This window comes from Lamprocystis purpurea DSM 4197 (genome assembly GCF_000379525.1).
Taxonomy (GTDB): Bacteria; Pseudomonadota; Gammaproteobacteria; order Chromatiales; family Chromatiaceae; genus Thiodictyon; species Thiodictyon purpureum.
In genome coordinates this window covers 38608-63763 of sequence record NZ_KB902362.1, presented here as the reverse complement: position 1 = coordinate 63763, position 25156 = coordinate 38608, and the positions used below count along the sequence as shown (strand labels likewise).

The 25156-nt window shown below is 64.7% G+C and carries 13 protein-coding genes; 6 read left to right on the top strand and 7 right to left on the bottom strand.

Annotation, left to right across the window (positions count from 1 at the left end; translation table 11 throughout):
- Nucleotides 1–11 precede the first annotated feature (11 nt).
- On the bottom strand, nt 12–4913 hold the full coding sequence (locus A39O_RS0100240) for an NACHT and WD repeat domain-containing protein (RefSeq protein ID WP_020502703.1): 4902 nt from the start codon (nt 4911–4913) through the stop codon (nt 12–14).
- Nucleotides 4914–5138: 225 nt separating this feature from the next.
- On the opposite strand from A39O_RS0100240, the gene A39O_RS0100235 reads away from it, so the two are divergent.
- Genes A39O_RS0100235 through A39O_RS37365 form a run of 3 tightly spaced genes read left to right on the top strand, consistent with a single transcriptional unit; the run spans nt 5139 to nt 9044 of the window.
- A complete protein-coding gene (locus A39O_RS0100235) occupies nt 5139–7070 on the top strand; it encodes an SEC-C domain-containing protein (RefSeq protein WP_020502702.1) in 1932 nt (643 codons plus the stop codon).
- Between the two features lie 25 nt (nt 7071–7095).
- Nucleotides 7096–8367 carry a BPSS1780 family membrane protein gene (locus A39O_RS0100230; protein WP_020502701.1) on the top strand — a complete coding sequence of 424 codons (1272 nt, stop codon included), beginning with the start codon at nt 7096–7098 and terminating at the stop codon, nt 8365–8367.
- Entirely contained in the window at nt 8367–9044 is a 678-nt protein-coding gene (locus tag A39O_RS37365; protein WP_083924370.1) for a DUF6946 family protein, read from the top strand. The genes A39O_RS0100230 and A39O_RS37365 overlap by 1 nt, the downstream gene beginning before the upstream one ends.
- Nucleotides 9045–9315: 271 nt before the next feature.
- On the opposite strand, the gene A39O_RS0100225 is transcribed toward A39O_RS37365, so the two are convergent.
- Nucleotides 9316–10590 carry an O-acetylhomoserine aminocarboxypropyltransferase/cysteine synthase family protein gene (locus tag A39O_RS0100225; protein ID WP_020502700.1) on the bottom strand — a complete coding sequence of 425 codons (1275 nt, stop codon included), beginning with the start codon at nt 10588–10590 and terminating at the stop codon, nt 9316–9318.
- A 418-nt stretch (nt 10591–11008) separates the two neighbouring features.
- On the opposite strand from A39O_RS0100225, the gene A39O_RS0100220 reads away from it, so the two are divergent.
- Nucleotides 11009–11863: a pentapeptide repeat-containing protein gene (locus A39O_RS0100220; protein WP_020502699.1), complete on the top strand. Its 855-nt coding sequence runs from the start codon at nt 11009–11011 to the stop codon at nt 11861–11863.
- Nucleotides 11864–11884: 21 nt separating this feature from the next.
- On the opposite strand, the gene A39O_RS0100215 is transcribed toward A39O_RS0100220, so the two are convergent.
- From A39O_RS0100215 to recG, 3 genes are all read right to left on the bottom strand, one after another.
- On the bottom strand, nt 11885–12535 hold the full coding sequence (locus tag A39O_RS0100215) for a thiol:disulfide interchange protein DsbA/DsbL (protein ID WP_026199045.1): 651 nt from the start codon (nt 12533–12535) through the stop codon (nt 11885–11887).
- A gap of 81 nt (nt 12536–12616) precedes the next feature.
- Nucleotides 12617–13534, bottom strand: a complete 918-nt coding sequence (ubiA, locus tag A39O_RS0100210; RefSeq protein ID WP_026199044.1) for a 4-hydroxybenzoate octaprenyltransferase — start codon at nt 13532–13534, stop codon at nt 12617–12619.
- A 109-nt stretch (nt 13535–13643) separates the two neighbouring features.
- Nucleotides 13644–15746 (bottom strand): ATP-dependent DNA helicase RecG, encoded by a 2103-nt coding sequence (recG, locus tag A39O_RS0100205; RefSeq protein ID WP_020502696.1) that lies wholly within the window; start codon nt 15744–15746, stop codon nt 13644–13646.
- 189 nt (nt 15747–15935) lie between these two features.
- Here recG and A39O_RS0100200 point away from each other — a divergent pair, with 189 nt between their 5' ends.
- A complete protein-coding gene (locus A39O_RS0100200; protein WP_020502695.1) occupies nt 15936–16352 on the top strand; it encodes a secondary thiamine-phosphate synthase enzyme YjbQ in 417 nt (138 codons plus the stop codon).
- Nucleotides 16353–16588: 236 nt separating this feature from the next.
- On the opposite strand, the gene mltB is transcribed toward A39O_RS0100200, so the two are convergent.
- Nucleotides 16589–17716, bottom strand: coding sequence for a lytic murein transglycosylase B (gene mltB, locus A39O_RS31305; RefSeq protein WP_020502694.1), 1128 nt, complete (start codon nt 17714–17716; stop codon nt 16589–16591).
- A gap of 108 nt (nt 17717–17824) precedes the next feature.
- Entirely contained in the window at nt 17825–18211 is a 387-nt protein-coding gene (locus tag A39O_RS0100190; protein ID WP_020502693.1) for a RidA family protein, read from the bottom strand.
- A gap of 520 nt (nt 18212–18731) precedes the next feature.
- Between A39O_RS0100190 and A39O_RS0100185 the strand changes: the two genes are divergently transcribed.
- On the top strand, nt 18732–24797 hold the full coding sequence (locus tag A39O_RS0100185; RefSeq protein ID WP_020502692.1) for an Lcl domain-containing protein: 6066 nt from the start codon (nt 18732–18734) through the stop codon (nt 24795–24797).
- Nucleotides 24798–25156 lie beyond the last annotated feature (359 nt).

The window sequence follows — 25156 nt, the reverse complement described above, 5'->3', positions numbered from 1 at the left end:
TGACCCATGACTTAAGGGTACGCATCCCTCGCTTCCCAATTCACCCGTACCCCCAGACCATTGTCCCGACGAAAGCGCATCGCCTCGCGGATCAGTGCGAGACGCGACCGATCTTTACCCCACACCGTCACGATCGCGGGGTCGGGGGTCGTGTCGTTGGTCCAGATCCGCCACAGCAAGGCCGCGTTCTCCCAATAGGCCGCCGCGACACTGTTGCCGTCCGGGCTGAAACGGGCGTAGGCCACACCACCCAGATCGGCCTCCAGCACCAGATAGGACCCCGCGGTGCGGGGCTGCCTGTCCGTCTGGCGCGGCGGCACGGGACGCTGCCACAGGCGCAGCGCGCCGTCACGTGACGCGGTGATGATCCAGCGTCCATCCGGGCTGAATTCGGCGGAGTAGATACGGTCCTTGTGACCCTTGAGTTCCGCAATCAGCGCGCCGCCGCGGCTATCCCAGACCTGAGCGCGGGCGTCCATGGACGCGGTCACCAAGACGGCGCCGTCCGGGGAGAAGCGGACACTATAGAGCGCCTCGGTCTGCGCATCGAGAAACCGGGGCGTCCCACAGACGCCGTCCGCCAACGGGACCAGGACGCCCCGCCCGTCCTCGCCGACACTGGCGATGGCACGTCCATCCGGGGCAAATGCCAAATCGGTGATGGGAGCCCCATGCGGGTCGAGTCGACACACCAGGGTCCAGGCCGCCCCGCCGGGTTCGGAGCGCAGCACCCGCAGGATCCCGGCATCGTCGCCGGTGGCGAATAATTGGGTGCCGCCCGACCCGGCGACAGCGACGGCCGCGGCCTGAACCCGATCCGGCCCGTGCTCCAGGGCCGGGGACAGCTGCAGTTCGGCGCAGGTGGCGGGGTCCCACAGACGCACCGGTCGCGCGGCCTCATTGGAGGTGGTCAGCAGCCAACGCGCGTCCGGGGTGAAGAGGACGCGATAAAACTCGACACGCGCCGTCCGTTTGACACCGGCGGCAGACTCGGGCACGGCGGCAGGCCCCGCTTCCAGTGCGCACCCGCCGCCGGTGATCAGGTTCCAGACCCGCGCGCTGCCATCGAAGGCCGCGCTGGCAAGCCACCGCCCGGTCGGCGAAAAGGCGACACGCCGCACCCGGCCGCGGTGTCCCCGCAGGTTCCAGATCTCCGCCGGCGTTGCGGTGGGGGCCTGGCTGTCATAGCGCCAGACCCGCACGGCACCGTCGAACGAACCCGTGGCAATCAGGAAGGCACCAGGATCGGTATCCAGTTCCGGCGGCGGCCGGGCCATCTCCAGATGCCAGACGTGATCCGCATGGGGGAGCGGAAAGGACAAGGCGCTGACCGGGTCCACGGACCAGAGCCGCGCCGAGCCGTCCTCATCGGAATAGGTCAGTACCCGGCTACCATCCACACTGAAACGGGCATTGGTCACGGCGGCATCGTGACTGAACACGGCCACCTCGCGCCCGCCCTGAAGCCCCCACAGCCGCGCAGTCTTATCCAGTGAGGCAGTCAGTACCAGGTCTTCCGCCTCACGGGGATCGCTGACCGGGGACGCACGCACATGCTCCACACTGAGCCGATGCTGGCCCAAGACCTCGGCGTCGCCGGTGCGGAGATCCCAGCGCACCAATTGGCCGGCATCGTCGCCGGCCAGCAGATAGCGATCCGCGGCCGCGAACGCGATATCACGCACCGCAGTCTTATGGATCTGGATTTTGCGTCCCTGGCGAGTCACGTCGCCAAGGACCGCGAGTTCACGCCCATCGCGATCATAGAGCCGCACCCGTTCGTCCGCCGCGGCGACCGCGATGCGTTCACCCCGGCTGTCGAAGATGGCGCGGTTCACCGGACGATCCAGCGGACCGCCCGGCGGCAGGCTCACCAGCACGTCACCGGTGGCGGACTCGACCACCAACGCGGTGCCGTCGCGGGAGGCGGTGACCAACCGCATGCCGTCCGGGGAGAAGGCAACCCCGCGGATCTCCTTGTCGTGAAGTGCGCGATCCCATCGGGGTTGACCGAGATGTTGCGTATCGATGACGCAGAGTCCGAAACGTCCGCCCGCCACGGGGTGGGAGAGCGCGAGAGCGCGATGGCTGCCATCCAGCGCGATGGCACCCCCGGGCCGCGCCCCGCAGGTCCAGTCCGGCGCCGCCCCGTCCGCGGCCGGCAGCCGCCAGACCCCGGTCTCACCGATGCCCAGGATCAGGGGCGGCTCAGCCCCATCGGTCAGGCGCACCGCGTGGATGGACAAGGCGGGAGTGGACAGCCGCCGGGCGAGCACGAAGCGATTCTCCTCCAGACGCCACAGGCTGGCCCCGTCCTGGAGCGAGAGCGTGACCAATTGCTGACCGTCTTCACTGAAGCTGGGTGAGAGCGCTCGCTCCGACAGGGGCCCGCCGGCCTGGGCCATCGCGATGAGCCGATTGGCGCTGAACGCGCGACTCAGGGTATCGGTGGCGGCCTGCGGCAGGTCCCGACCCGCGTCCAGGGCCAGGCGGATTGCCGCGGGCGTGTTGCCCTGATTGATCGCCAGGTCCGCGGCGTTGAGTTGACTGCGGTGCAGGTTCAGGGTGGCCGCCCGCGAGGCCTCCCAGGCCCACCAGGCGGTTGCGGTCGCAAAGACCAGGAGCACCGCCAGGATGAGTCCGATCAGACGCATTGAGCGGTTACGACGACGCTGATTGCGCAGATTGAGCAACGAACGGTCCAGAAACTCCCGCTCGACCGGTTCCAACTCCTGGGCGAACGCGTCAGCGAACCGGCGGGCGCCGGCGTGACCGACCTCGCCCAGCAGGTACTCGCGATTGCAGTCGGTACGCTTCCAGAGCCGCGCCTGGCGGGTGATCTGTACACGCAATTGCAGGTCGCGCCGGTTAGCTGGATCGGCCAGCCAGTCACGCACCGGCGCCCAGCGGTCGATCAGCACCGGGTGGATGAAGCTCACCGCCGGACGGTAGTCATGCCACTCGCGGCGCTGCGGGTCGGACTCGGCGGATGGAGCGGCGGCCACCGCCGCGACTCCTTCCGTCAGCGCCTTGATGGCACGGCCCGGCAACAGGCGGGCGCGCCACTCCTCGGCGGTTTCCCGGGCGATGCGCGCGACGGCCCCGAAGAGCGCATCATCCGTCTGAGCACAGGGCAGATGCTCCGCGGGGTCGAAAATCCCCTCCGTCACCGCCAAGCGCGCCGCGACCAGTGCCTGCAACAGACCGACGCAGCCAGGGTCCCGAAACAGGGCCCGCAGGTCACCGACACGTGTCACCGGGCGGGCAGCGGGGCCGCCCTCCAGGGCGATCAAAGCCCGGCACAGCATCGGCAGGGCCGCCCGCGCCGCCGCGTCGAGCCCCTCCCAGCAGGTTTGTGCCCGCCGCAGCGCGCTGCCGGCGACACCGCCCGCGGCACGGTAGTCCGCGATCCGCAGCATGAGCCCCGCCTCGCCCCCGTCGACCGCAGCCGCGCGGGCCCGTGTGTAAAGATCTTGCAGGACCGGTTGCAGCAGCACCGGCCAGTGCGTCAGATCGCTGACCTCGGCCTCGAGCAGATCCGCCAAGCCGTGACCCGGTCCGCCGTCTATGTCCTCGTAATCGATCCCGGCGACCCGGGCGGGAATCTCGATGACCTGTCGGATACGGGCGGGGGGCGGCGGATCGAGCGGATACCAGGCCCCCTCATCCACCGCGGCCGTCAAGACGGGGAGGCGCGGGAGCCGGCACAGGAGATCGCTGCGCAGGGTGGCGATGATCCAGACGCCGTCCTGAGCGGCCAGGGCGGCGAGGGCCGCAACGAAGGTCCGGGTGCTGGGGGCCGCGAGCGCCGCCTCGGACAACAACCCGTCGAGCGGGTCGAGGATCAAGGCCAGTTGCCGGTGTCCGTCCGTATCACCCGCGCGGCCTCCGACCTCGGTGTCCAGGCGGGCGAGCGCGGCACGCACCTGACCGGCGGCGACCTCCGGCTCGGCCTCCAACAAACGGGCCAGCCCCGCCGCGTCGAGTCCGAATCCACTCAAGGAGGCGCCCAGCAGGTCGGATGACAGGAGCGACTCGGCCAGCGCCGCCAGCGGATCGGTCCGATGAGCGGGCAGCACCGCCCAGCGACAGGCCGCAATCCCGGCGAACAGGAAGGGCCGCACCAACCGCGGCAGCAGCCCGGCCCGTACCAGCGAACTCTTACCCACACCGGATGGCCCGCTGATCAACACCAGACCGCGGCCCGAACCGCGCACGCGATCCAGGCACGCCACCAACTCACGGGTCTCGGTTTCGCGCCCGACGAAGACCGGCTCATCGCGCAGTTCATAGCGGGCTTGGGCTCGGAAGGGGCTGTCGCGCCACTCGCCGGCGCCGGGACGCCGGCCACGCTCCGCGCTGATGCGCCGATTCAGCAGTTTACGCAACTGCACCTGGACCAGTTCGCGCAGCACCCGGTCGTTCTCGAACTGGCGGAAGGCGCGACTGAAGCTGCCGTCCGGATTGAAAAAATGGGTGCGGAAGAAGAGATCCAGCCGCTCCCGGTCGGCAATCGCCGCGCGGGTGGTCTCGGCATCGGTAATATCGATCAGGCGCGGTGTCGTCTTCTTATAGACCAAGACCTCGGGCGGGTTAGCGCGCGTCGACGCCTCCACCGCGTCGACGAACTCCCATTCGGTTCCGGTCATGCCGCCGTAAGGGTCATCGGCGAGCGGCGTACCCAGCCGGGTCCACAGCATCACCAGGACGATCTCGCATTCCGACGGACGCGACAGACCGGCCTGGAAGCTCTGCGCCGCGGTCAGCACCTCCTCCTCCCACAGCACCGACTGGAGTTTGAAATAGGGGAGATACTCGGCGGCCAGCTGCGTGATCAACTCCTTGACCAGCGCGCGCTCATGATCCAGGTCGGCGGGCGACGAGACGAAGATTCTGACCCGTGATTCTGCCATCGCGCGCGCCTGGAGGGATTGAACGGTAATCGGGAGCAAACGCCCACACTATAACGAGCCTGGGGGTCGACCGGGAGTGGCCCTGTCCAACGCCGCCCTCAACCTGAGATACTGGATCAACCAAGAATCGCGAAACCGGGGTAGAATCCAACAGCGCTGGGCGGACGACACGTCCGATCCGACCAAAGCGATACCCCATCGCCGTTTGAGCAGGAGGAACGCATCATGTTCCACCATGAAACCGCAGATACCGAACGCTTCGAGCAGGTCATCCTGCTCGCGCTCCGGCAAATCATCCAAGACCCGGAGCCGGCGCGCTTTCTCGCCTGGGCCAAGAACGAGGTCCCGCGCATTTTGGGCCTTTACGACTATGGGCTCGAAGACGTGGAGATCCGACGTCTGACGAACATGCTGGCCACGGCCATCTGGAACGCCACCCCGCAACCGGCGCTGGGATACCGCGCCCAGCCGCTGGAACCCCCATCCGCTCATGCACCCTGCCCCTGCGGGTCGGGTGAGCGTTACGACGCCTGCTGCGGCGACCTCGACGATGTGCCGGAACTCTCGGCCGAACTGATCTGGGAATTGCTGCTCGACGAACTCCCGGAGCGCGCCCTCAAGGACGCCCTCGATGCGGATGCCGTCCCGCGGCCGCTGCTCGCGCGCGTGGCCGACCGCTGGCTGGAACAAGACCGCCCCGGCCGGGCCGTCGCGCTGTTGGAGCCGGTCTTCTGCGGTCCGCTCGAGGCCTTGGACGAGGCCTATGAGCCGGCCTTCGACGTCCTTTGCGATGCCTATGATCGGCTCGATCACTGGCGCAAGAAGAAAGCCTTTCTGGAGCGTCTGTGCACCGCGGGCAGCCGGGCGCTTCAGTCCGCCGCCTGGCAGCGGATCAGCACCATCCACATCGACGAGGGTGACTTCGAACAGGCACGGGACGCCTTCGCTGCCGCCCTGCGCAGCGACCCGGACAACCCCAGTAACGCACTCCTGGAAATCACCCTGCTGGCCGCCCAGCACCAGGACGACCTGGCCAGCGCGCGGGCGCGGTTCTGGCTGCATCGACTGCGTAAGATCGGAGCCCAGGAACAGGGGTTTCTGGATTTCCTCGCCCAAGCCGTCAAGAACCCGCAACAGGCCTTGGTCGATAGCCACGCGGACGCGCTCGACCCGCTGCTGGTCGACCTGCAGGACTGGATCACCACCGCCGCCGACCGGCCGCTGCCGGACTATGGCGTCATCCCGCTGAAACCACCCCAGCGCGATGCCCCAGCGCGCGCCCTGGCAAGCGTCGGCGGCGCGGGCAGTACGCGACGCTCACTCATGGTCCGCGGCACCCCCGCGGACCTGCGCGCACCCGCGCGGGTGCGGCGCCTGGAGTCGGTATGGCGGGCACTCTTCCCCGGCGGCAAGCCCAACGCCACCGACCTGGCCCTGGGTGATGCCGGACAGGTCTGGCTCTCCGTGGAGTGGATCGAGTATCTGCTTGAGACCCCGGAGGCGGCCGACAGCCTCGATATCCTGGACGATCTAGCCACCGCGCTCTACGAACACCCCGAGAGCACGCTGCCCTGGATCTCCCACGCCCTGTTGCGGCCACTGGTCGACCGCGCCTGGGGAATCCTCAACCGGGCGGCGCCCGCCGCGGCAGCCTGTCATTGCCCCTGGACACGGGAAGCCAATCGACCCGCGTTGCGGCTGCTGTTCCGCCGCTACCTGTGTCAGATCGACGAGGGTCAAACCCAGGCAGCGGCCGTCACCCTCGAGACCTTGCTGCGGCTCAACCCCCAGGATCATCATGGGGTGCGAGCCGAACTCATGAATCACTACCTGCGCGGCGGCGAAGACGCGCGCGCGCTGACCCTGGCCCGCCGGTTTCCGGATGACCTGCTCGCCGATCTGGCCTACGGCGAGGTGTTGGCGCTGTATCGACTGGGTGAACAGGAGCGCGCCCGCGCGGTCCTGCGCACGGCGGTGGATCGCCTCCCGCGCATCCCGCGGTATCTGACCCGCAAGCGCATCAAGCGACCGCGCCCGAGCCCCCTGGGCATGACCCCAGGCGGCGAGGACCAGGCGTGGATGTATCGGGAGGCGATGCGCGACGTCTGGGAAGCCGAGCCGGGCATCCTGCGGTGGATGAAGCGGGTCACTGCCTGAATAGCGAGTCGACCGGGAGCACCTGATGGAAACCCGCTACCGTATCGTTTTCTCCGGGGAACTGGTCCCGGGGGAACCCGCCCGCAAGATCATTGAGGCCTTTGCGGCGCGTTTTCGGGTCCATGAGGAAACCGCGCGAGACATTGTCCTCGGCGGCGATCGTACCGTGCTCAAACGCAACCTGAGCGAAGCGCGCGCACAACGTTACAGCAAAGCACTCAAGGAGGTCGGCCTCCTGGTCGTCCTGGAGCCGCAAGGATTTGACCCAGTTTCCGAACTCCGGGTGGATCAGCCTCCGAGCATCGATCTGCGCCACCACGAGTCGATGTTCGCCCAATCCGATCTGGTATCGGAGTTTCCCCTCGCCAACGCGCGGCCGGCCGGGGCAACCCCCTGTCCCAAGTGCGGAGCCAAGGCCGTAGCTCCACTCACGGGGGTCTGCCAGGCCTGCGGTGTGGTCGTGGAGCGTTTCATTGCACGTCAGAACGGCCGGCCAGCCGGGAACGGACCGGACGACCCCTATGCGCCGCCGGCGGCGGACCTCACACCACCCGCCCCGGACAACCGCGGCGAGCACCTGTATCCACCGCGATCGGTCGCGGCCGGACGCGGCTGGGGCTGGATCACCGCGGCCTGGCAACTGTTCAAGGACAGCCCCTTGGCCTGGGTCGGCGCCATCGTGCTCTATCTCCTGATCACCATCGCGCTGGGATTCATTCCCTTCGTCGGCGGGCTTGCCACGACCATCCTTGGTCCGCTGTTCACCGGCGGACTGATCATCGGTGCCCATCACCAGCACGCCGGCGGGCGTTTTGAACTCAAGCACCTGTTCGCGGGCTTCTCACACCAGTCAGGTCCGCTGGCCCTGGTCGGCATAGCCTACCTGGGATTTGGCATCCTGATCGTGCTGGTCGTTCTGCTGGGTCTCGTCGCGGTCTTCGCCCTTACTGGTCCAGGATGGTCGGCCGGGGTCGATCTCAGCCGGTTCGACCCGGCGCAATTGAGCCCACTCATGGCCGTACCGTTCCTCGTCGGCCTGCTCCTGGTCGTCCCCCTGGCCATGGCCATGCTGTTCGCCCCGGCGCTGGTGGTCCTCAATAAGGTCCCGGTGCTACGCGCACTCAACCTGAGCCTCAAGGGCTGCTGGCGCAATGTCCTGCCCTTCCTCGTTTTCAGTCTGGTCGGCCTCGGTCTGGTGCTGGCCAGCGTACTGACCCTGGGCCTGGCCCTGCTGGTGGTCATGCCCGTACTGACGATCGCCATCTATATCGCGTACCGGGAGATTTATTACCGCTGATGCCACACATCTACCTACCAGCCCGTTCCGCCGACGATTGGGCACAGTTCTTGGCCGATCCGGAGAAACACTGGAGAACCGGGTACTCCGCGCGCACGCTTGCCCACTCTTGGCAGGATGCCCACGGCTTCCCTAGTGAAATCCAGGAGGCACTGACATCTAATGAGTACCTTGCAGGAATTCAATTACTTCTAGCACTACCGGAGCATCAGGTACCTCTCGTTGGCGGGTCGAGGCCTTCCCAAAATGACATCTGGGCACTTGCGCGTACGAGCACTGACCTTGTTTCGATTGCCGTCGAGGGCAAGGTCAAAGAACCCTTCGGTCCAACGATGTCAGATTGGCTTGCCGAAGGATCAAAGGGTAAATCAGCCCGACTTGCATTTCTTCGCAGAGAACTCAATCTGAACGAAGAACTCGCAGGCACTATTAGATACCAGCTACTTCATAGGACAGCCTCCGCGATCATCGAGGCTAAGCGCTTCGGCGCAACACACGCAGTTATGATTGTTCACTCCTTCAGCCCATCACGCGATTGGATTCAAGATTTTGAACAGTTTGCATCCTTACTCCGTGTTGAATCTGCAGTAAACAAAATCGTGTCGGCGGGTATTCGGGGTGGCGTTCATCTCCACATTGGCTGGGTATGCGGGAATGAAAAATACCTCTTCAGATGATTGCGCGTCAGAGCCTAACCAATCGCTCCACTGGACACATTGCGGCGCGCCGCCATTTGCCTCGCCGTTTTATTTTGGCTCAAATGTTGTCACACCACAACGCGCCGATTAGCTTCGGAACGATGATCAAGGCCGGCCACGCGACATCGTAGGGTGGACAAGCGCAGCGCAGTCCACCAGCGGCGGCGCGGGATTCGGTGGACTGCGCTATCGCTTGTCCACCCTACGGACGGAACGATGATCAATGCCTCTTTATTGGAACGAAGAGACACTACCCCGCCGCCAACGCCTGCTCCAGATCGGCAATGATATCGTCCACATGCTCGATGCCGATGGACAGCCGGATCAGGTCCGCTGAGACCCCGGCGCGGGCCAATTCCGCGGGTGAGAGCTGGCGGTGCGTGGTAGTGGCCGGGTGGCAGGCGAGCGTCTTGGCATCGCCGATGTTGACCAGACGCACCGTGAGTTTGAGTGCGTCGATAAAGCGTGCACCGGCCTCGAGCCCACCCTTGATGCCGAACGAGAGAATGGAACTGGCCTTGCCGCCGTCCATATAGCGCTGGATCAATGGGTAATCCGGGCTGTCGGGCAGACCGGCGTAACGGACCCATGCGACTTTCGGATGACCCTGCAGATACTCGGCCACCTTGACTGCATTCTCACAATGCCGGTCCATACGCACATGCAGGGATTCGATTCCTTGCAGAATCAGGAAGCTGTTAAAAGGCGAGATGGCCGCGCCCATGTTGCGCAACGGTACCACGCGGGCACGGCCGATAAAGGCCGCCGCGCCCAGGGCCTGGGTATAGACTACACCGTGATAGGACACGTCCGGTTCGTTGAGCATGGGGAAGCGCTCCGCGTGTTCGGCCCAGGGGAACTTGCCCGAGTCCACCAGCACCCCGGCGATGGTGGTGCCGTGTCCGCCCATGTACTTGGTGGCGGCATGAACCACGATGTCGGCACCATGCTCGAAGGGGCGGCACAAATAGGGGGTCGGCACCGTGTTGTCGACGATCAGCGGTACCCCATGGGCATGCGCCATGTCGGCAATGGGGGTGATATCCGCCACATTGCCGGCCGGGTTGCCGATGGACTCGCAGAAGATCGCCCTGGTCTTGCCGTCGATCTGCGCCTCCATCGCCGCGATGTCATTGGGTGCGACCAGGCGGACCTGGATGCCGAGACGCGGCAAGGTGTGGGCGAACAGGTTATAGGAGCCGCCATAGAGGGTCGAAGCGGCGATGATGTTGTCTCCGGCCTGGGCGATGGTGAAGATCGCGTAGGTCACCGCCGCCATTCCGGAAGCCAAGGCCAGGGCGCCGACGCCGCCCTCCATCGCCGCCACCCGCTGCTCCAGCACGTCGCTCGTGGGGTTCATCATGCGGGTATAGATATTGCCCGCGACTTTCAGGTCGAAAAGGTCGGCCCCGTGCTGGGTGTCGTCGAAGGCGTAGCTGGTGGTCTGGTAGATGGGTGTAGCGACCGACTTGGTGGTCGGGTCGGGGGCGAAGCCGGCGTGGATGGCCAGGGTTTCGATCTTCATGGGATCTCCGTCGGTGGTGGTGAGGCTTGTTGGTATCAGTCTGAGCAGATGGGGCGCCCGCTGGGATGGTATCGACCGCGGCGCGGGCTGTCGATGGACGCGTGCCCACCCGAATCCCGCACCGCCGCTGGCGGACTTGCGCTGCCCTTGTCGGCCTCGATCAAGATTCCGGCCACTTGGGTTCGCCGGGTGCGTAGTCAGGCCATCCTGACCTGACACCGTCAGGGCTGGAAGCCCTGACTACGTACGCTGCTGGCCGGGATGACGATCAAGGCCCCCTGGTCCACCCTGCGATGCCGCACGGCCCCGGAGCCTTAACCAAGGCCGTCGGCGCTCTGGACAACAGCGATCCGCTTCAAGGCCGCCGAATAAACATGGTAGATTCGCCTCGCAACCCTAAGAGCATCCGGAGACAACCATGATCGAGATCAAACACCGGGAGACGGGCGAAGTTCTGGAGACCATCGCGGGAGACGTGCTGGCTGGCGCGGACCTGCGCGACATGCGCCTCAACCGCGCCGACCTGCGGGGCCTGGATCTGGCCGGGGCCAACCTGGAGTCGAGCGATCTGGTCGGGGCGGATCTGGCCGGGGCCGACCTGACGGATGCCATCCTGGTTGGTACCGACCTCAAAGACGCCAATCTCTGCGGCGCCAATCTGACCCGCGCCCGGCTCGGGTCGGAACAGCCGTCGATGGCGGCCGTGCTCAATGGCGCCGTGCTCAGCCAGGCAAATCTCACCCGTGCGGACCTGCGCAATGTCGAGGCGCACGACGCTGACCTGCAGCACGCAAATCTGAGCCACGCCGATTTGCGCGGCACCGACTTCTTCCGCAGCAACCTGACGCAGGTGAGCGCACCCAAGGCGCTGTTCATCAGAGCCAACCTGCGCGAGGCCAATCTGTCCGCCGCGGACCTGCGCGACGCGCACTTGAACGATGCCAATCTGGCGCGTGCCAACCTGCGCAATGCCGACCTGACCAGCGTCCATGCGGACGGCTTTACCGTCATCAACCTGGCAAACCTGGAGGGTGCCGATCTGAGCGGTGCGCGACTGCGCAACTGCTCGGCCCAGGATGCGAATTTCAGAAATGCCACGCTTATCGGGGTGGATTTCACCGATGCCGTGCTCGGCGGCGCCATCCTGCGCCGGGCGGACGTCACCGACGCGGATTTCACGAGGGTCGAATTGGCGAGCGTGACGATGGAATTCGCCAATTTCTCCAAGGCGCACAACGCCGCGATCCCGTCCTACAAGAAGAACTTGCGTTGACGACGACACGGCGCTTCGCGATCATTGGCCGGCCGCGGCACCCTTGGCGGCCAGCTCTCGGGCGATCAGGGTATTCATGACCTCGGTGAAGCGCTCCTGGTCACCGGCCTGACTCGGACTGGTGCGATATTTGCCGTTTACGATCACGGCCGGCACACCGTCGATCCCATAGCGTCGACTCATGTCCTGCGCCTTGCGGACTTTCGCATCAACCGCGAACGAATTGAAGGCTTCGCGGAACGCCTGCTCATCCAGCCCGATCTGCCCCGCAAACTCCACCAGCGCATCCTCGGTCCACAGCGCCCGCTTGTCCTCGTGAATTGCCTTGAACAACGCCGGGTGCAGCACGTCCAGTTTGCCCATCAGTTCCGCCGCATAATGGGCGCGGGCATGCGGCTCAAGACGCCCATCGGCGCCGGGCAGACGCCGAAAGGCCGCGCCCGCCGGCAGGGTGGCGACCCAAGACTGCATCGTGGGCTCCAGGTGCCAACAGTGAGGGCAGCTATACCAGAAGACCTCCAGAACCTCGACCTGATCGCCGGTCTCGGTGGGCTGCACGACCTTCAGAATCGAATAGTCGATCCCCTCGTCGACGGCCCGCAGTTGGAGCGGGATGAACAACAAGATGGCCGAAAGATACACCAGAATAGACGTACGTAACGGGCGGAGCATTTCGTGATTTCCCATGATTGACTGTTGTACAAAGCGAAAGCGTTCCGCTTTCAATGGATTCAGATCGCGGCCGACCCAGGATCAGCCGCCGACCGCGTAATCGAGCACCAGGCCGACAAACACAGCCATCCCGAAATAGTTGTTGTTGAGGAATGCTTCGAAGCAGGCGCGCGGCATACGGTTGCGGGTCAGCCACTGCTGGTAGACGGAAAACCCGGCCGCGACCACCAACCCGCCATAAAACCAGACCCCGCGCCCGGCGAGCACCCCGACCCAGGAGAGCAATCCAAGCATCAATATCTGGAGCAGCCCGATCACCAGCCGGTCCTGATTCCCGAACAGGATCGCGGTGGACTTGATGCCGATTCGCAGATCGTCCTCCCGATCAACCATCGCGTACTGGGTGTCATAGATCAGCGCCCAGATGAGGGTGGCGCCGAAGAGTATCCAGGCGATGGCCGGGATCGCGCCGCCGACCGCCATGTAAGCCATCGGGATCGCCCACCCGAACGCGGCCCCGAGAAAGAGCTGGGGCACATGGGTGAAGCGCTTCATGAACGGATAGACCAGGGTTAACACCAGGGCGACGACCGAGAGTGCGACGGTCTGCCAGTTGAGCAGCAGCACCAGCGCGAAGGCCACCAGTGACAGCACCATGAACACCGCCACCGCCTCCCCTGGGCTGACCGCCCCGGTCGCCAGCGGACGCTGATTGGTGCGGGCCACGTGTCCGTCGAAGTCACGATCGGCATAATCGTTGATGGCACAACCGGCAGAGCGCATCAGCACCACCCCGGAGACGAAGATCAGCACGATCGTCCAGGGCGGATGCCCCTCCCCCGCCAGCCAGAGCGCCCACAGGGCCGGCCACATCAGCAGAAAGATGCCGATGGGGCGGTGCAGGCGCACCAGGTATGCGTAATCACGCAGGCGTTCGTGCCAGCGGGAGGGTCCCGGGGCAGGTCTGGAGCGACCGATCTTTACCTGGGGTAATGCCATAGCGGTGAGACTGCAAGGGGTGTTGACGACCGAGTAAAAACGGGGGCGATTATGGCACAGCGGCGCGAGCGGGGAAGGGGTCGCGGCATCCTGCCCCGCCGCCCCGGCGTCAGATTTGCCCGTACTCCTCCCGCTGACCGAGCCAACGGTGCATCAGGGGCTCCACCACATGCGCATACCGCGCGAGGATCAGGTCGGCCGTCCGCTGGGCCGCGGCGGTCAGGTGCTGGTCGCGCAACGGGTCGGCCACGCGGAATTCGATGGTGCCGGTCTGCCGGGTGCCCAGGACCTCGCCGGCCCCGCGCATCCGCAGGTCTTCCTCGGCGATGCGGAAGCCGTCCTGGGTCTCACGGATCAGGCCCAGCCGATCACGGGCCGCGGCGGAGAGCGGCGCGCGGTACAGCAGCACGCAGTGGCTCGCCACCGCCCCGCGGCCAACCCGACCGCGCAACTGGTGGAGTTGGGAGAGCCCGAGCCGCTCCGGGTTTTCGATGATCATCAGGCTGGCGTTCGGCACGTCGACGCCGACCTCGATCACCGTGGTGGCCACCAGCAGGTCCAGGGCGCCGGCGGCGAAAGCAGCCATCACGGTTTCCCGCTCGGCCGCCCGCTGACGGCCGTGCACCAGCCCGACCCGCACCCCGGGCAGGGCCGCGGTCAGCGCGAGCGCGGTCTCCTCGGCAGCCTGCGCCTGCAACGCCTCCGATTCGTCGATCAGGGTACAGACCCAATAGGCCTGACGCCCGGCGCCGCAGGCCTCATGGATACGGGCGATCACCGCGTCGCGGCGGGTATCCGGCACGACCGCGGTGGCGATCGGGGTGCGTCCCGGCGGCGGCCGCGCAATCACCGACAGGTCCAGGTCCGCGTAGACGGTCATGGCCAGCGACCGCGGGATGGGGGTCGCCGTCATGATGAGCTGGTGCGGCGCACCGCCCCCCCCGGCACCCTTGTCGCGCAGACGCATCCGCTGATGGACACCGAAGCGGTGCTGCTCATCGATGATGATGAGGCCCAGCCGGCCGAAGCGCACATCATCCTGAATGAGCGCATGGGTCCCCACCACCAGGGGTGCCCGCCCCTCGGCAATGGCCGCGAGCAGTCCGGCACGCTCGCGCCCTTTGTGGCGGCCGGCGAGCCAGACAGGCTCCAGACCCAAGGGCTGAAGCCAGGTGCGCAGCCCTTTCCAGTGCTGCTCGGACAGCAATTCGGTGGGCGCCATCAGCGCCGCCTGGTAACCGCTCTCGATCGCCTGGAGCACGGCAAACGCCGCCACCACCGTCTTGCCCGATCCGACATCCCCTTGCAGCAACCGCTGCATCGGCACGGCGCGCGTCAGGTCGGCGGCAATCTCCCCGACCACCTGCTCCTGATCCGGCGTCAACCGGAACGGCAGCACCTCGCGCAGGCCCCGGCGCAGGCCGCCGTCACCCGGCAGAGCCGGCGCCGTGACCCGCGCATGGGATTGACGCAGACGCCGCAGGCTGACCTGATGCGCCACCAACTCCTCGAAGGCCAGGCGCAGAAAGGCCGGGTGGCGACGCTCCAGCAGGTCTTCGAGGTGGGCCTCCAGGGGCGGCCGATGCAGGTAGCGCAGGGCCGCGCGCAGATCCGGGAAGGGCATCCCGGCAAGGCTTTCCGCGGGCAGGTACTCGGCCGGGGCCAACTGCTCCAGGAGCGCGAGTGCCTGATCGGTGAGTCCCCGCCAGGCGGACTGCTGCATCCCCTCGGTGGACGGATAGATAGGGGTCAAGCGCGGCGCCGGCTCCGGCGCTGCCGGCGCCTCGCACAGGCGATACTCGGGGTGAATGATCTCCAGGCTGTTCGGCCCTTGACGCACCTCCCCGTAGCAACGCAGGTGCGCCCCGGGCCGCAAGGCCGCCAACTGCTGGGGCGAGAAATGAAAAAAGCGCAGCAGCAGCCCGCCCCCGGACAGCCGGTCCTCCGCGTCGGCCGGATCGGCCGCATCGGTCAGCCAGACCTTGAGCGACCGCCGCCGACCATAGCTGATCTGAGCGTCGCTCACCTGCCCCTCCACCTGCACCTCGGCCCCCGGACGCACCTCCGCCAGGGGCACCACGCGGGTGCGGTCCTGGTAGCGGACCGGGAGATGAAACAGCAGATCCCCAACCGTGTGGATACCCAGCCGCGCCAGCCGCTCCTGTACGCGCGGGCCCACGCGATCCAACGTCTGAACCGGCTGGCAGTCCAACGGGCGTTGCGGATCGACTGGAACCGGCTCTGAGTCTGGCTTGGTAGACACGGTGCTCGCTACCCGCCTGGCGGGGCTGGTGGTTCGGGGGGCCGGAGCCCTGGCGTTTCCCGTCCGCGGGCCGGACAATCCGGATCGCCGATTCCGCTGGAGTCGGTCAACCGAATCACCGACACCCGGACCCGACCAATGATCCTCCAACGCACCCTGTCAGTCAGCACCCGCGGACGCGGTACTTACGATATCACCGCGGAGATAGCACGGCTGGTGCGCGGCAGCGGTCTGCACACCGGGCTCTGTCACTGTTTCTTACAGCATACCAGCGCCTCGTTGATCCTCTGCGAGAATGCCGACCCCAGTGTCCGTCGCGATCTGGAGTCCTTCCTGGGGCGCCTGGTTCCGGACGGAGACCCGCGCTTCGAGCACGCCGACGAGGGTCCGGACGACATGCCCGCTCATCTGCGCACCATCCTGACCAAGACCGACCTGACCCTGCCGATCAGTGACGGCCGTTTGGCCTTGGGCACCTGGCAGGGGATCTATCTCTACGAGCACCGCACCCAAAGTCATGGCCGGCGCGTCCTGCTGACGCTAATGGGCGAATGAACCAAGAAAGAGCAATCAGCGGTCACTTCAGAGGGCTTGTTGGTGCGTTCGAGGGCCTTGATCATAATCCCGGCCGGCGGCGTGCGTCGTCAGGGCTTCCAGCCCTGACAGTGTCAGGCCAGGATGGCCTGACGACGCACCCGGCGGACCCAAGCGGGATTCGGTGGACTGCGCTGTCGCTTGTCCACCCTACGGCCGGCACGAAGATCATGGCCCGCTCGCCTGAGGGCGCCTGATCACAGGGCCAAATCCACCGAAGGCGCCAACACCTGCGCAACCCGCGCTCCGCCCGTGCCGCCCATGCGCGCCTTCACCGCATTGCCGAGCTGATAGACCGCCATCGCGTAATAGGTGCTGTGATTGTAACGGGTGATGACATAGAAATTGTGCAGTCCGAGCCAATACTCGTAGCCGCCGCCCACATCGAGCTTGAGCAGGCTGACCTGATCGGCCCCGCCCAGACTCCCCGTCGGCGTGATCCCGGCACGCGCCAAGGTACCGGGTGAATACCTGGTATCGAATCCGCTCTTCAGAGACCCGGCCGCGGAACCGCTCGCGGTTGCCCGCACCGCCACCGGCTGACCCGTGCGCCAGCCGTGGCCCTTGAAATAGTTGGCGACACTGCCGATCGCGTCCACGGGATTCCACAGATTGCGGTGGCCGTCACCATTGTGATCCACCGCGTATTTGCGGATGCTCGACGGCATGAACTGACCGTAACCCATGGCCCCGGCGAAGGACCCTTTGGGCTTGAGGGGGTCGAACCCCTCGTCACGGGCCATGAGGAAGAACGACTCCAACTCACCGGTGAAATACTCGGAGCGCCGCGGATAGGCGAACGAGAGGGTGGCAAGCGCGTCAATGATGCGCGTCTTGCCCATGATCCGCCCCCAGCGGGTCTCCACACCGATGATGCCGACGATGATCTCGGGCGGCACCCCGTAGGTGGCGGAGGCGCGTTTCAGTTCACCGGCGTACTGGCGCCAGAAAGCAACGCCCTTGTCGATGTTGTCGTCGGTGATGAACTTGGCCCGGTAGCGCTTCCAGGCCCCCGTGGGTGCGGACGGACCTCGGCTCTTGCGGACCGGCTTGTCCATCTGCTCGATGATCCAGGACTCACGCTTGGCCCGCGCCAGCACCGCGGTGACAGCCTTGGCATCGAACCCGTGCTGCTTCTGCATATGGTTGGCGAAGCGCAGGGCGGCCGGGTTGCGGGCGAAGCCTCCGCCGCCGACGGGACCGGAAGCACTGCCGCCGGAGCCCTCGGGTCGGGTCGCCGAGCCGTCGTCTCTTGGCGTGTTTGAACCGCAACCGGTCAGGGCGACCGCCAGCAGAATGGTCAGCAATACGAACACGCGACGCATGAAAAACCCCGGAGACGACACCAGATAAAGCCAAGACAAATGGTAAGACATCCTCTCAAGAATGCAAGCCAAGATCCAAATTTATCGAGCTTTCCGGCTCACGATGCGCTATCCACCCAAGACCATCACCGCATCCATCTCCACCGCCGCGCCCCGCGGCAGAGCCGCCACCCCGACCGCGGCACGCGCCGGATAGGGCGCGGTGAAGAACTCGGCCATGACCTGATTGACCAGTGCAAAGTCGCCGAGATCGATCAAAAAAACATTGAGTTTGACGACATCGGCGAGACTGCCCCCGGCGGCCTCGGCCACCGCCGACAGATTGCCGAAGACCTGCCGAATCTGCGCCTCCCGATCGCCCTCCACCACGGCCATGGTCTCGGGCACCAGCGGGATTTGCCCGGAGAGGTACACCGTGTCTCCCGCCCGCACGGCCTGAGAATAGGTGCCGATCGCGCGCGGCGCCCGGTCGGTGCTGATGATTGCTTTCGCCATGAGAACTCCCAGAAAACATTAAGTTTGAAGGATGCGGATGGATGAAGAACAGCCCGGTACCGCAGAGCAAGCGATACCGGATTATAGCCTTCGCGCCTGACAACCAGACAGGGTCTTGGCGTAGGGCAGCGGTTCCAAATTTGGGTGGCAGCACCCCGCATGGGGAGCCGTCGGCGGGGCTGGTGGTGGATGCGCTGCGCTTATCACCCTACAAATCCGCGGCGCTGCTGTAGGGTGGATAAGGCGCGCGGCACAATGTTCGGGACGCGGCACGGCGGTTGTGCGCGCCGCATCCACCAGAGGTCGCACGAGATCCTTAGACTTGGAATTGCTGGGCATAGCTGAACCCGGCAGCGACGCCCGTCGGTGCAATCGGCCCGCGTAGACACAAGAATCGCACAAGCCCTACCCCAAAGCCCTTACTTGTAAGAAAGGTTGCAAACGTGTATACCGTTGCCGCGAAAGCCTACCGCACCCCCGCGTCTGGTCGGGCCAAGCCGTCAACAAGGAGCAACCGACCATGCCGCTGCGACTTCTCTCACTGGCCTGCACCCTGGGCCTGATGCTGCTTGCCGGCGGGGCCTTGGCTGAGCAGATTTGCAAATACGACAGCATCACCGCCACGGCACCGGCGAGCCGGTTTACCGATAACGGCGATGGGACCGTGACGGATCAGGTGAATGGGCTTCAGTGGAAGCGGTGTAGCGAGGGACAGACTTGGGATGGGACTACCTGTACCGGCGACCCAACCGACCACACCTGGCAGGAGGCATTGCAACTCGCAGACGGCGCGAACTATGCCGGGGTGAACGACTGGCGGCTGCCCAATTTCAAGGAACTCTTTTCTATCATAGAGCAGGCTTGTTCAGATCCCTACATTGATCTGGCGGTGTTCCCGGGCACGCCGGGCTATTCGGATTTTTGGTCCGCGTCCCCGTATGCCTTAGATCCCGATTATGCATGGTACGAGAACTTCGGCGGTGGCGCCATCGGCATCGGCCCTACCAGTAAGGGCTCCGCCGTTTTCGTTCGTCTCGTGCGTGGCGGACAGGATTTGGGTCCTTTAAACGACACCGGGATCGATTGGTGGGCTGATGGCAGCACGAACTCTCTGACCAGCGAACCGGTCGGTTATCCGGGCCAAGATGCAAGCTACGGCCGCGACAAAATCCAGCACAACGATGCCGACGGTCATGCCGGATTCCATTACACCAAACTCGATTCTGACGGCAATACCCTGCCCGCCACGGCGGCAACCTGGTCTTGTGTTCGTGATGAGGTCACCGGACTCGTCTGGGAGAACAAGACCAGCGACGCTGGACTACACTCGTATGGGAACACCTACTCTTGGTACAATCCGGACTCGGCCACCAACGGCGGGGCTGCCGGCTACCGTAACTTTGGAGATTGCACTGGCGGGACCGACTGCGACACCCTGGGGTTCACGCAGGCCGTCAACCAAGCCGGCCTATGCGGGGCCAACGATTGGCGCCTGCCAAGCAGCGAGGAACTTCTGTCCCTCGTCGATGGCAGTCGCTCCTACCCAGCCATCGACCCTAATTATTTTCTCGGAGAAGGAACTTTTTGGTCCGCGTCCCCGTTTGCCAACAGCTCGGAAGACGCTTGGTACGTGTACGTTGGCATCGTCTACATCTCCCCAAAGTTCCAGAACTGGCACGTTCGTCTCGTGCGCGGCGGACAGGCTTTGCCTGTTGTCGGCCTCTCCTGCACCACCAACACCCTGGGCCTGCCGCTCGATCAAACCGCCTGCTTCTATGACAGAACGGACGACTGGCGCCAGGCCATCCTGAAAAAGGCCGGCGTGGTGGTGGCGACAGCCAGTCTGGCCGGCAACGAGGGCGGGTTCTGCGCGGGCAACCTGCTGTGGCTGGATGCCGCGGGCAAGCCCATTTCAGACTGGTCCGCGTTGTTCGGCACAGCGAATACGGTCGCGGTCGAGATCTCCGCGGTGCGCCCCGATGGCACCACCCGCGTGCTGGGCGCTCTCACGGCCTCCCGCTCCCAATTCGGAGTGGATGTGACGGCCGACCAGACCTTTCCCATGAGCGGCCCCCAGGCCATTGCAACCTTCACGGCGACCCCATCCGGCGGCACGGCGCCCTATACCTACGCTTGGAGCGAAGTGCTCGATTACCTGGAAGGTTACGGAGACAACGATTGGGGGACCGCCGCCAGCGCGACCATCGAGTTGCCGGCCTATGGCGAGAAATACCAGAGTCCCGCGTTGACAGGGCGTTGGGGTGCCATCAACGACCTGCACCCGATCAACCTGCGCGTCACCGACAGCACCGGCAAGCTGGCCACCGTCCAGTGCCTGGCCGCGGTCACCAATCCGCATCTCAACGGCAACCCGGCACTGAGCGGCAGCGGCAGCCAGTTGCAGCGCGGGGTGGATCTCGCGAGCGGCAATTATCACCTGTCTGCCACCGACCTGTCGGTGTCCGGCAAGGGACCGGACTTTGTCCTGACCCGCGCCTATAACTCGAACGTGAAAGACAACGGCGCCTGGACCTTCAATCTGGACCTGAGCCTCTATTTCAGCGCGCACAGCATGGGGCGCGAGCTCACCGTCGGCCCGCGCGAGGATGGCCGGGAGCAGCGCTATTACCGCGAACTGGACGGCCCCTGGCACGCGCTGAACCCCGGCAACTTCGATCAACTGACGCAAGCGTCCGACGGCCACTTTGTGCTCTATACCCAGGGCAACCTGCTCTATCGCTTCGCCGCCCCCGAGGGCGCCGGCGCAGGACGGCTGGAGGCCATCGCGGACCGCGACAACAATGTCCTCCAATTCACGCACACCGCCAACCGCATCACCGGCGCGACCACCGCCGGCGGGGACAAGTACAGCATCCTGCGCGAGGGCGGCCGGATCAAACGGGTCACCGATTTCACCGGCCGTTATGTCGAATACACCCGCAACGCCGACGGCATGATCACCGCCGTGCGCAATCCGCTGGGAAAACTGACCAAATACGCCTATACGACCGGCAGCGCCCCCGCCGATCGCTACAAGCTGGTGAGCATCACCGACCCGCGCGACAAGGTGCAGGCAACGATCGCCTACAATATCTGGGGCGCGCAGGCCAAGCCAGAGGAGCCGTGTCCGGTGACAGCCGTTGTCGCCAGTGGTCAGAAGGCCGGCTCAGTATGTTCCGTTTCAAACGGTATCGACGAGGCCTGGCGCTATCTGTACGGTACCCACGAGACCGACGTCATCCGCCAGGTGACCCGGATCAACCGACCCGCCGTGAATGGCGTGAGCAACAATATCGCCTTCATTCTGGATGATGCCCGGACCCGGGTGGTGGAGCGGATCGACTCACTTAACGTGAACGAGTTCCTCAATAAAACCAGCCGTACCACCTTCAAATCCACCGCCAACCGGACCCGCATCGCCGAGACGGCCCTACCGGTCGAGACCCTGCGCCCCAGTGACGCCAAGACCACCATCGCCTACACTGATGACGGTGCGGGTAATCCGGAGAAGATCACCGAGACCACAAAGCCCCTCACCGGCGAGCCCCTCACCCGCGAGACCATCTCCACCTTTGGGACAGTGACCGGCCAGACCAACCTGACGCCGCGCGCCAGCGTCAAGCGCCCGGGTGTCACGACCACCACGCGCTATTCGGACTTCAAGCCCAGCGGCAAGCCCGAGACCATCATCGATCCGCTGGAACAGACCACCCTGCGTCACTACAACGCCATCGGCCAACTCGACCAGGCCACCAATGCCCGCGGCATCCGCACCACCCTGACCTACGACGCCAAGGGCCGCCCCAAGCGCACCACCGACGCACTCGGCAACTACACCGAACAGACCTACGATACCCTCGGGCGCCTGACGAGCGAGCGCGACGCCCGCGGCTTGGTGACCAGCCACACCTACGACGCCAACGGCAACCTGCTCAAGACCACCAACCCGGCGGGCGGCATCACCACCAACACCTATGACGCGGCCGACAACCTGATCAGCACCAAGGACCCGCGCGGCTACACCACCACCTATGAGTATGACGCCATCGGCCGCAAGGTCGCGGAGCGCTATACCGTCGGCGGTCAGGCGCGGGTCCGCGGCTTCACCTACGATGCCATGGGCCGTCTGATGCGCGTCACCAATGAGAACGGCCAGTCCAGCGACACCCGCTTCGACCCCCGCGGCAAGGTGCTGCAGGAGATCGATCCGCTGTCGCAGACCATCAGCTATACCTACGACCCCAACGGCAACGTGCTGACCGTGACCGACGCCGCGGGCCGCCAAGTCACCACTACCTATGACGCACTCGACCGCAAGACGCGCGTGACCGATGCCCTGAATAACTTCGAGGAATACACCTATAACGATCAGGGCCTGCTCGCCAGCCGACGCGATGCGCGCGGTCAGATGACCTGGTATAGCTACGACGCCATCGGCCAACTGACCAAGGTGGCCGACGACGAGGGTGACGCGCGCGCCACCTATGACCCCAACGGCAACCTCACGAGCACCACCGACCGCAAGGGTCAGACGACCACCTACACCTACGATGTGCTCGACCGCCTGACCCGGCTCACCGACGCCACCGGGCGGCAGTGGGGCTTCACCTACGACGCCAACGGCAACCGGCTCACCCGCACCCTGCCGTCCGGGCAGATCACCAGCTACACCTATGACAAACTCGACCGGGTCATCAGCGTCAGCTATCCCGGCGGTCCCAAGGTCACCTATACCTATGACGCCAACGGCAACCGCCTGACCATGACCGACACCAATGGCGTGACCAAATATGTCTATGACGAGCAGAACCGCCTGACCAAGGTCACCGATGCCTTCGGCAACGCCGTCGCCTACGGTTACGACCCAGCCGGCCTGTTGCAGCAACTTCTCTATCCGGGCAATAAGCTGGTGACCTACACCCGCGACGCCGCCGGTCAACTGAAGGACCTCACCGATTGGCTGAATCAGACCACCCGCTATACCCGCGACCCGGCCGGCGCGGTCACGGACATCCTGTATGGAAACGGGGCCTTGGTGCATAAGGGCTATGACGCGGTTGGCCGGCTGACCTCGCTGATCAACAGCACCGCGGCCAACACCATCATCTCCAGCCACACTTTGCGACTCGATGGCCTGGGCAACCCACTCAGCGCCGACCTCGAACTGCCGCTGGAGCCCGCCAGGCTGGGCAAATCCGCCGAGGCGCTCTATGACGCCGCCAACCGCCTGACCAGCGTCGACGGCGCGGCCATCACCCATGACAGCGACGGCCGCACCACCGCCGACAACAGCGGCAGCGCGGCGATTCAGTACGCCTTCAACGCCCAAGACCTGATCACCAGCGTCACCGCCGGCGGCATCCTCACCGACCGCTACACCTATGATGGCGACGGCCGCCGCGTCGCACGCACCACTGGCGCCCAGACCACCCGCTATGTCCTCGACCCCACCGGCGGCGACCTCTACGCGCTGCTGGCCGAGACCGACAGCGCCAACAAGCCGCTGCGCTATTACCTCTATGGCGAGGGACTGGTGGCGCAGATCTTTGGGACCAGTCATCGGTATTATCACTTCGATCAGACCGGCAATACGCTTGCATTAACGGACGACAATGGAGCGCTGTCCGACGCCTACGCGTATTCTCCATTTGGTGAGTCGACAGCAAGAGGTAACACCACCAACCCATTCCGGTTCGTTGGCCGATACGGCGTCATGGATGATGGTAACGGCACAAATTACATGCGCGCACGCTACTATCGACCGGATATCGGGCGATTCCTGAGCTTAGACAAACTGCTAGGGGCGATAGCCGACCCTCAAGCACTGAATCGGTATGCCTATGTTAAAGGCAACCCCATTGGGCGCACAGACCCAAGCGGGAATATCGATACCAGTTACGGGTCGACCTATTACGAGATCGCGAACGGTTATGTAAAGCTAGTCAGTGGTATCGGGAATGTTCTCAGACCGACTGCTCATACTGATTTCGGATCAAAAGTGATATACAGCGTTCTTAGCGACACTCTTTCATATTCGATTTACGCACCAGCGCAAGCCATTGTTGATAATGCTGTATGCAATAACAATCTAACTGCGCTTGGGTTTGTGTGGGATGTTGGGACTACTGGACTCAATGCTGGACTAGATATACCAGGATCGATAGCATTCACTCTCTCAAAAACAGCAAATAAGAATGCTATCGCAATTGCAAACGTGGTTTCTGCAGAATTTACTGGCGAGGAACTGTCTGAACAAGAAATGGCAGCAATAACAAAAGAAATGGATAAGCGCGTAGATTATGTCCAGCTGCTCTACGGCTTTGCAAAATTGCCTAGCGGGAAGGGTAAATATTCTTCTTCGCAAATAGATAGCTATTTGCGGAAATCAAAAAACTTTAAAACCAAATTAAGGTGGTACAAAGAAATAGCGGGTAGTTATTCGGAGGCCGCGCTTTATGTGAACAGCAATACTAATGCGGCCATAAATCTCTTCCAGTCGCTTGGGTGTCTCGACGTTACGCAAGAGGGTTCTCATCAAAGTAACGAGCCGTTAACTTCTGGGGTAGGCGCGATAATGCCAGAATAATGGTTGATGATCTGGCTCCCACGCTCCAGCGTGGGAGCCAAGTCCCGACGCTCCAGCGTCGCGTAGCCCCAAGGGCCGCTGGAGCGGCCAGACGGCATTCCCACGCTGGAGCGTGGGAACGAGAATGGGGGATAAATTTACGGTGGTAACCTACCGGCGGCAGCGGTTTTGATCTGGCTCCCACGCTCCAGCGTGGGAGCAAGTCCCGACGCTCCAGCGTCGCGTAGCGCTACGGGCCGCTGGAGCGGCCAGACGGCATTCCCACGCTGGAGCGTGGGAACGAGAATCCCATCGATGGCGGCATGATACCGGGGTTGATCTGGCTCCCACGCTCCAGCGTGGGAGCAAGTCCCGACGCT

Coding starts and splice junctions, on each gene's coding strand:
- A39O_RS0100240 (WP_020502703.1), bottom strand. CDS start 4,913: ATGGCAGAATCACGGGTCAGAATCTTCGTCTCGTCGCCCGCCGACCTG.
- A39O_RS0100235 (WP_020502702.1), top strand. CDS start 5,139: ATGTTCCACCATGAAACCGCAGATACCGAACGCTTCGAGCAGGTCATC.
- A39O_RS0100230 (WP_020502701.1), top strand. CDS start 7,096: ATGGAAACCCGCTACCGTATCGTTTTCTCCGGGGAACTGGTCCCGGGG.
- A39O_RS37365 (WP_083924370.1), top strand. CDS start 8,367: ATGCCACACATCTACCTACCAGCCCGTTCCGCCGACGATTGGGCACAG.
- A39O_RS0100225 (WP_020502700.1), bottom strand. CDS start 10,590: ATGAAGATCGAAACCCTGGCCATCCACGCCGGCTTCGCCCCCGACCCG.
- A39O_RS0100220 (WP_020502699.1), top strand. CDS start 11,009: ATGATCGAGATCAAACACCGGGAGACGGGCGAAGTTCTGGAGACCATC.
- A39O_RS0100215 (WP_026199045.1), bottom strand. CDS start 12,535: ATGCTCCGCCCGTTACGTACGTCTATTCTGGTGTATCTTTCGGCCATC.
- ubiA (WP_026199044.1), bottom strand. CDS start 13,534: ATGGCATTACCCCAGGTAAAGATCGGTCGCTCCAGACCTGCCCCGGGA.
- A39O_RS0100200 (WP_020502695.1), top strand. CDS start 15,936: ATGATCCTCCAACGCACCCTGTCAGTCAGCACCCGCGGACGCGGTACT.
- mltB (WP_020502694.1), bottom strand. CDS start 17,716: ATGCGTCGCGTGTTCGTATTGCTGACCATTCTGCTGGCGGTCGCCCTG.
- A39O_RS0100190 (WP_020502693.1), bottom strand. CDS start 18,211: ATGGCGAAAGCAATCATCAGCACCGACCGGGCGCCGCGCGCGATCGGC.
- A39O_RS0100185 (WP_020502692.1), top strand. CDS start 18,732: ATGCCGCTGCGACTTCTCTCACTGGCCTGCACCCTGGGCCTGATGCTG.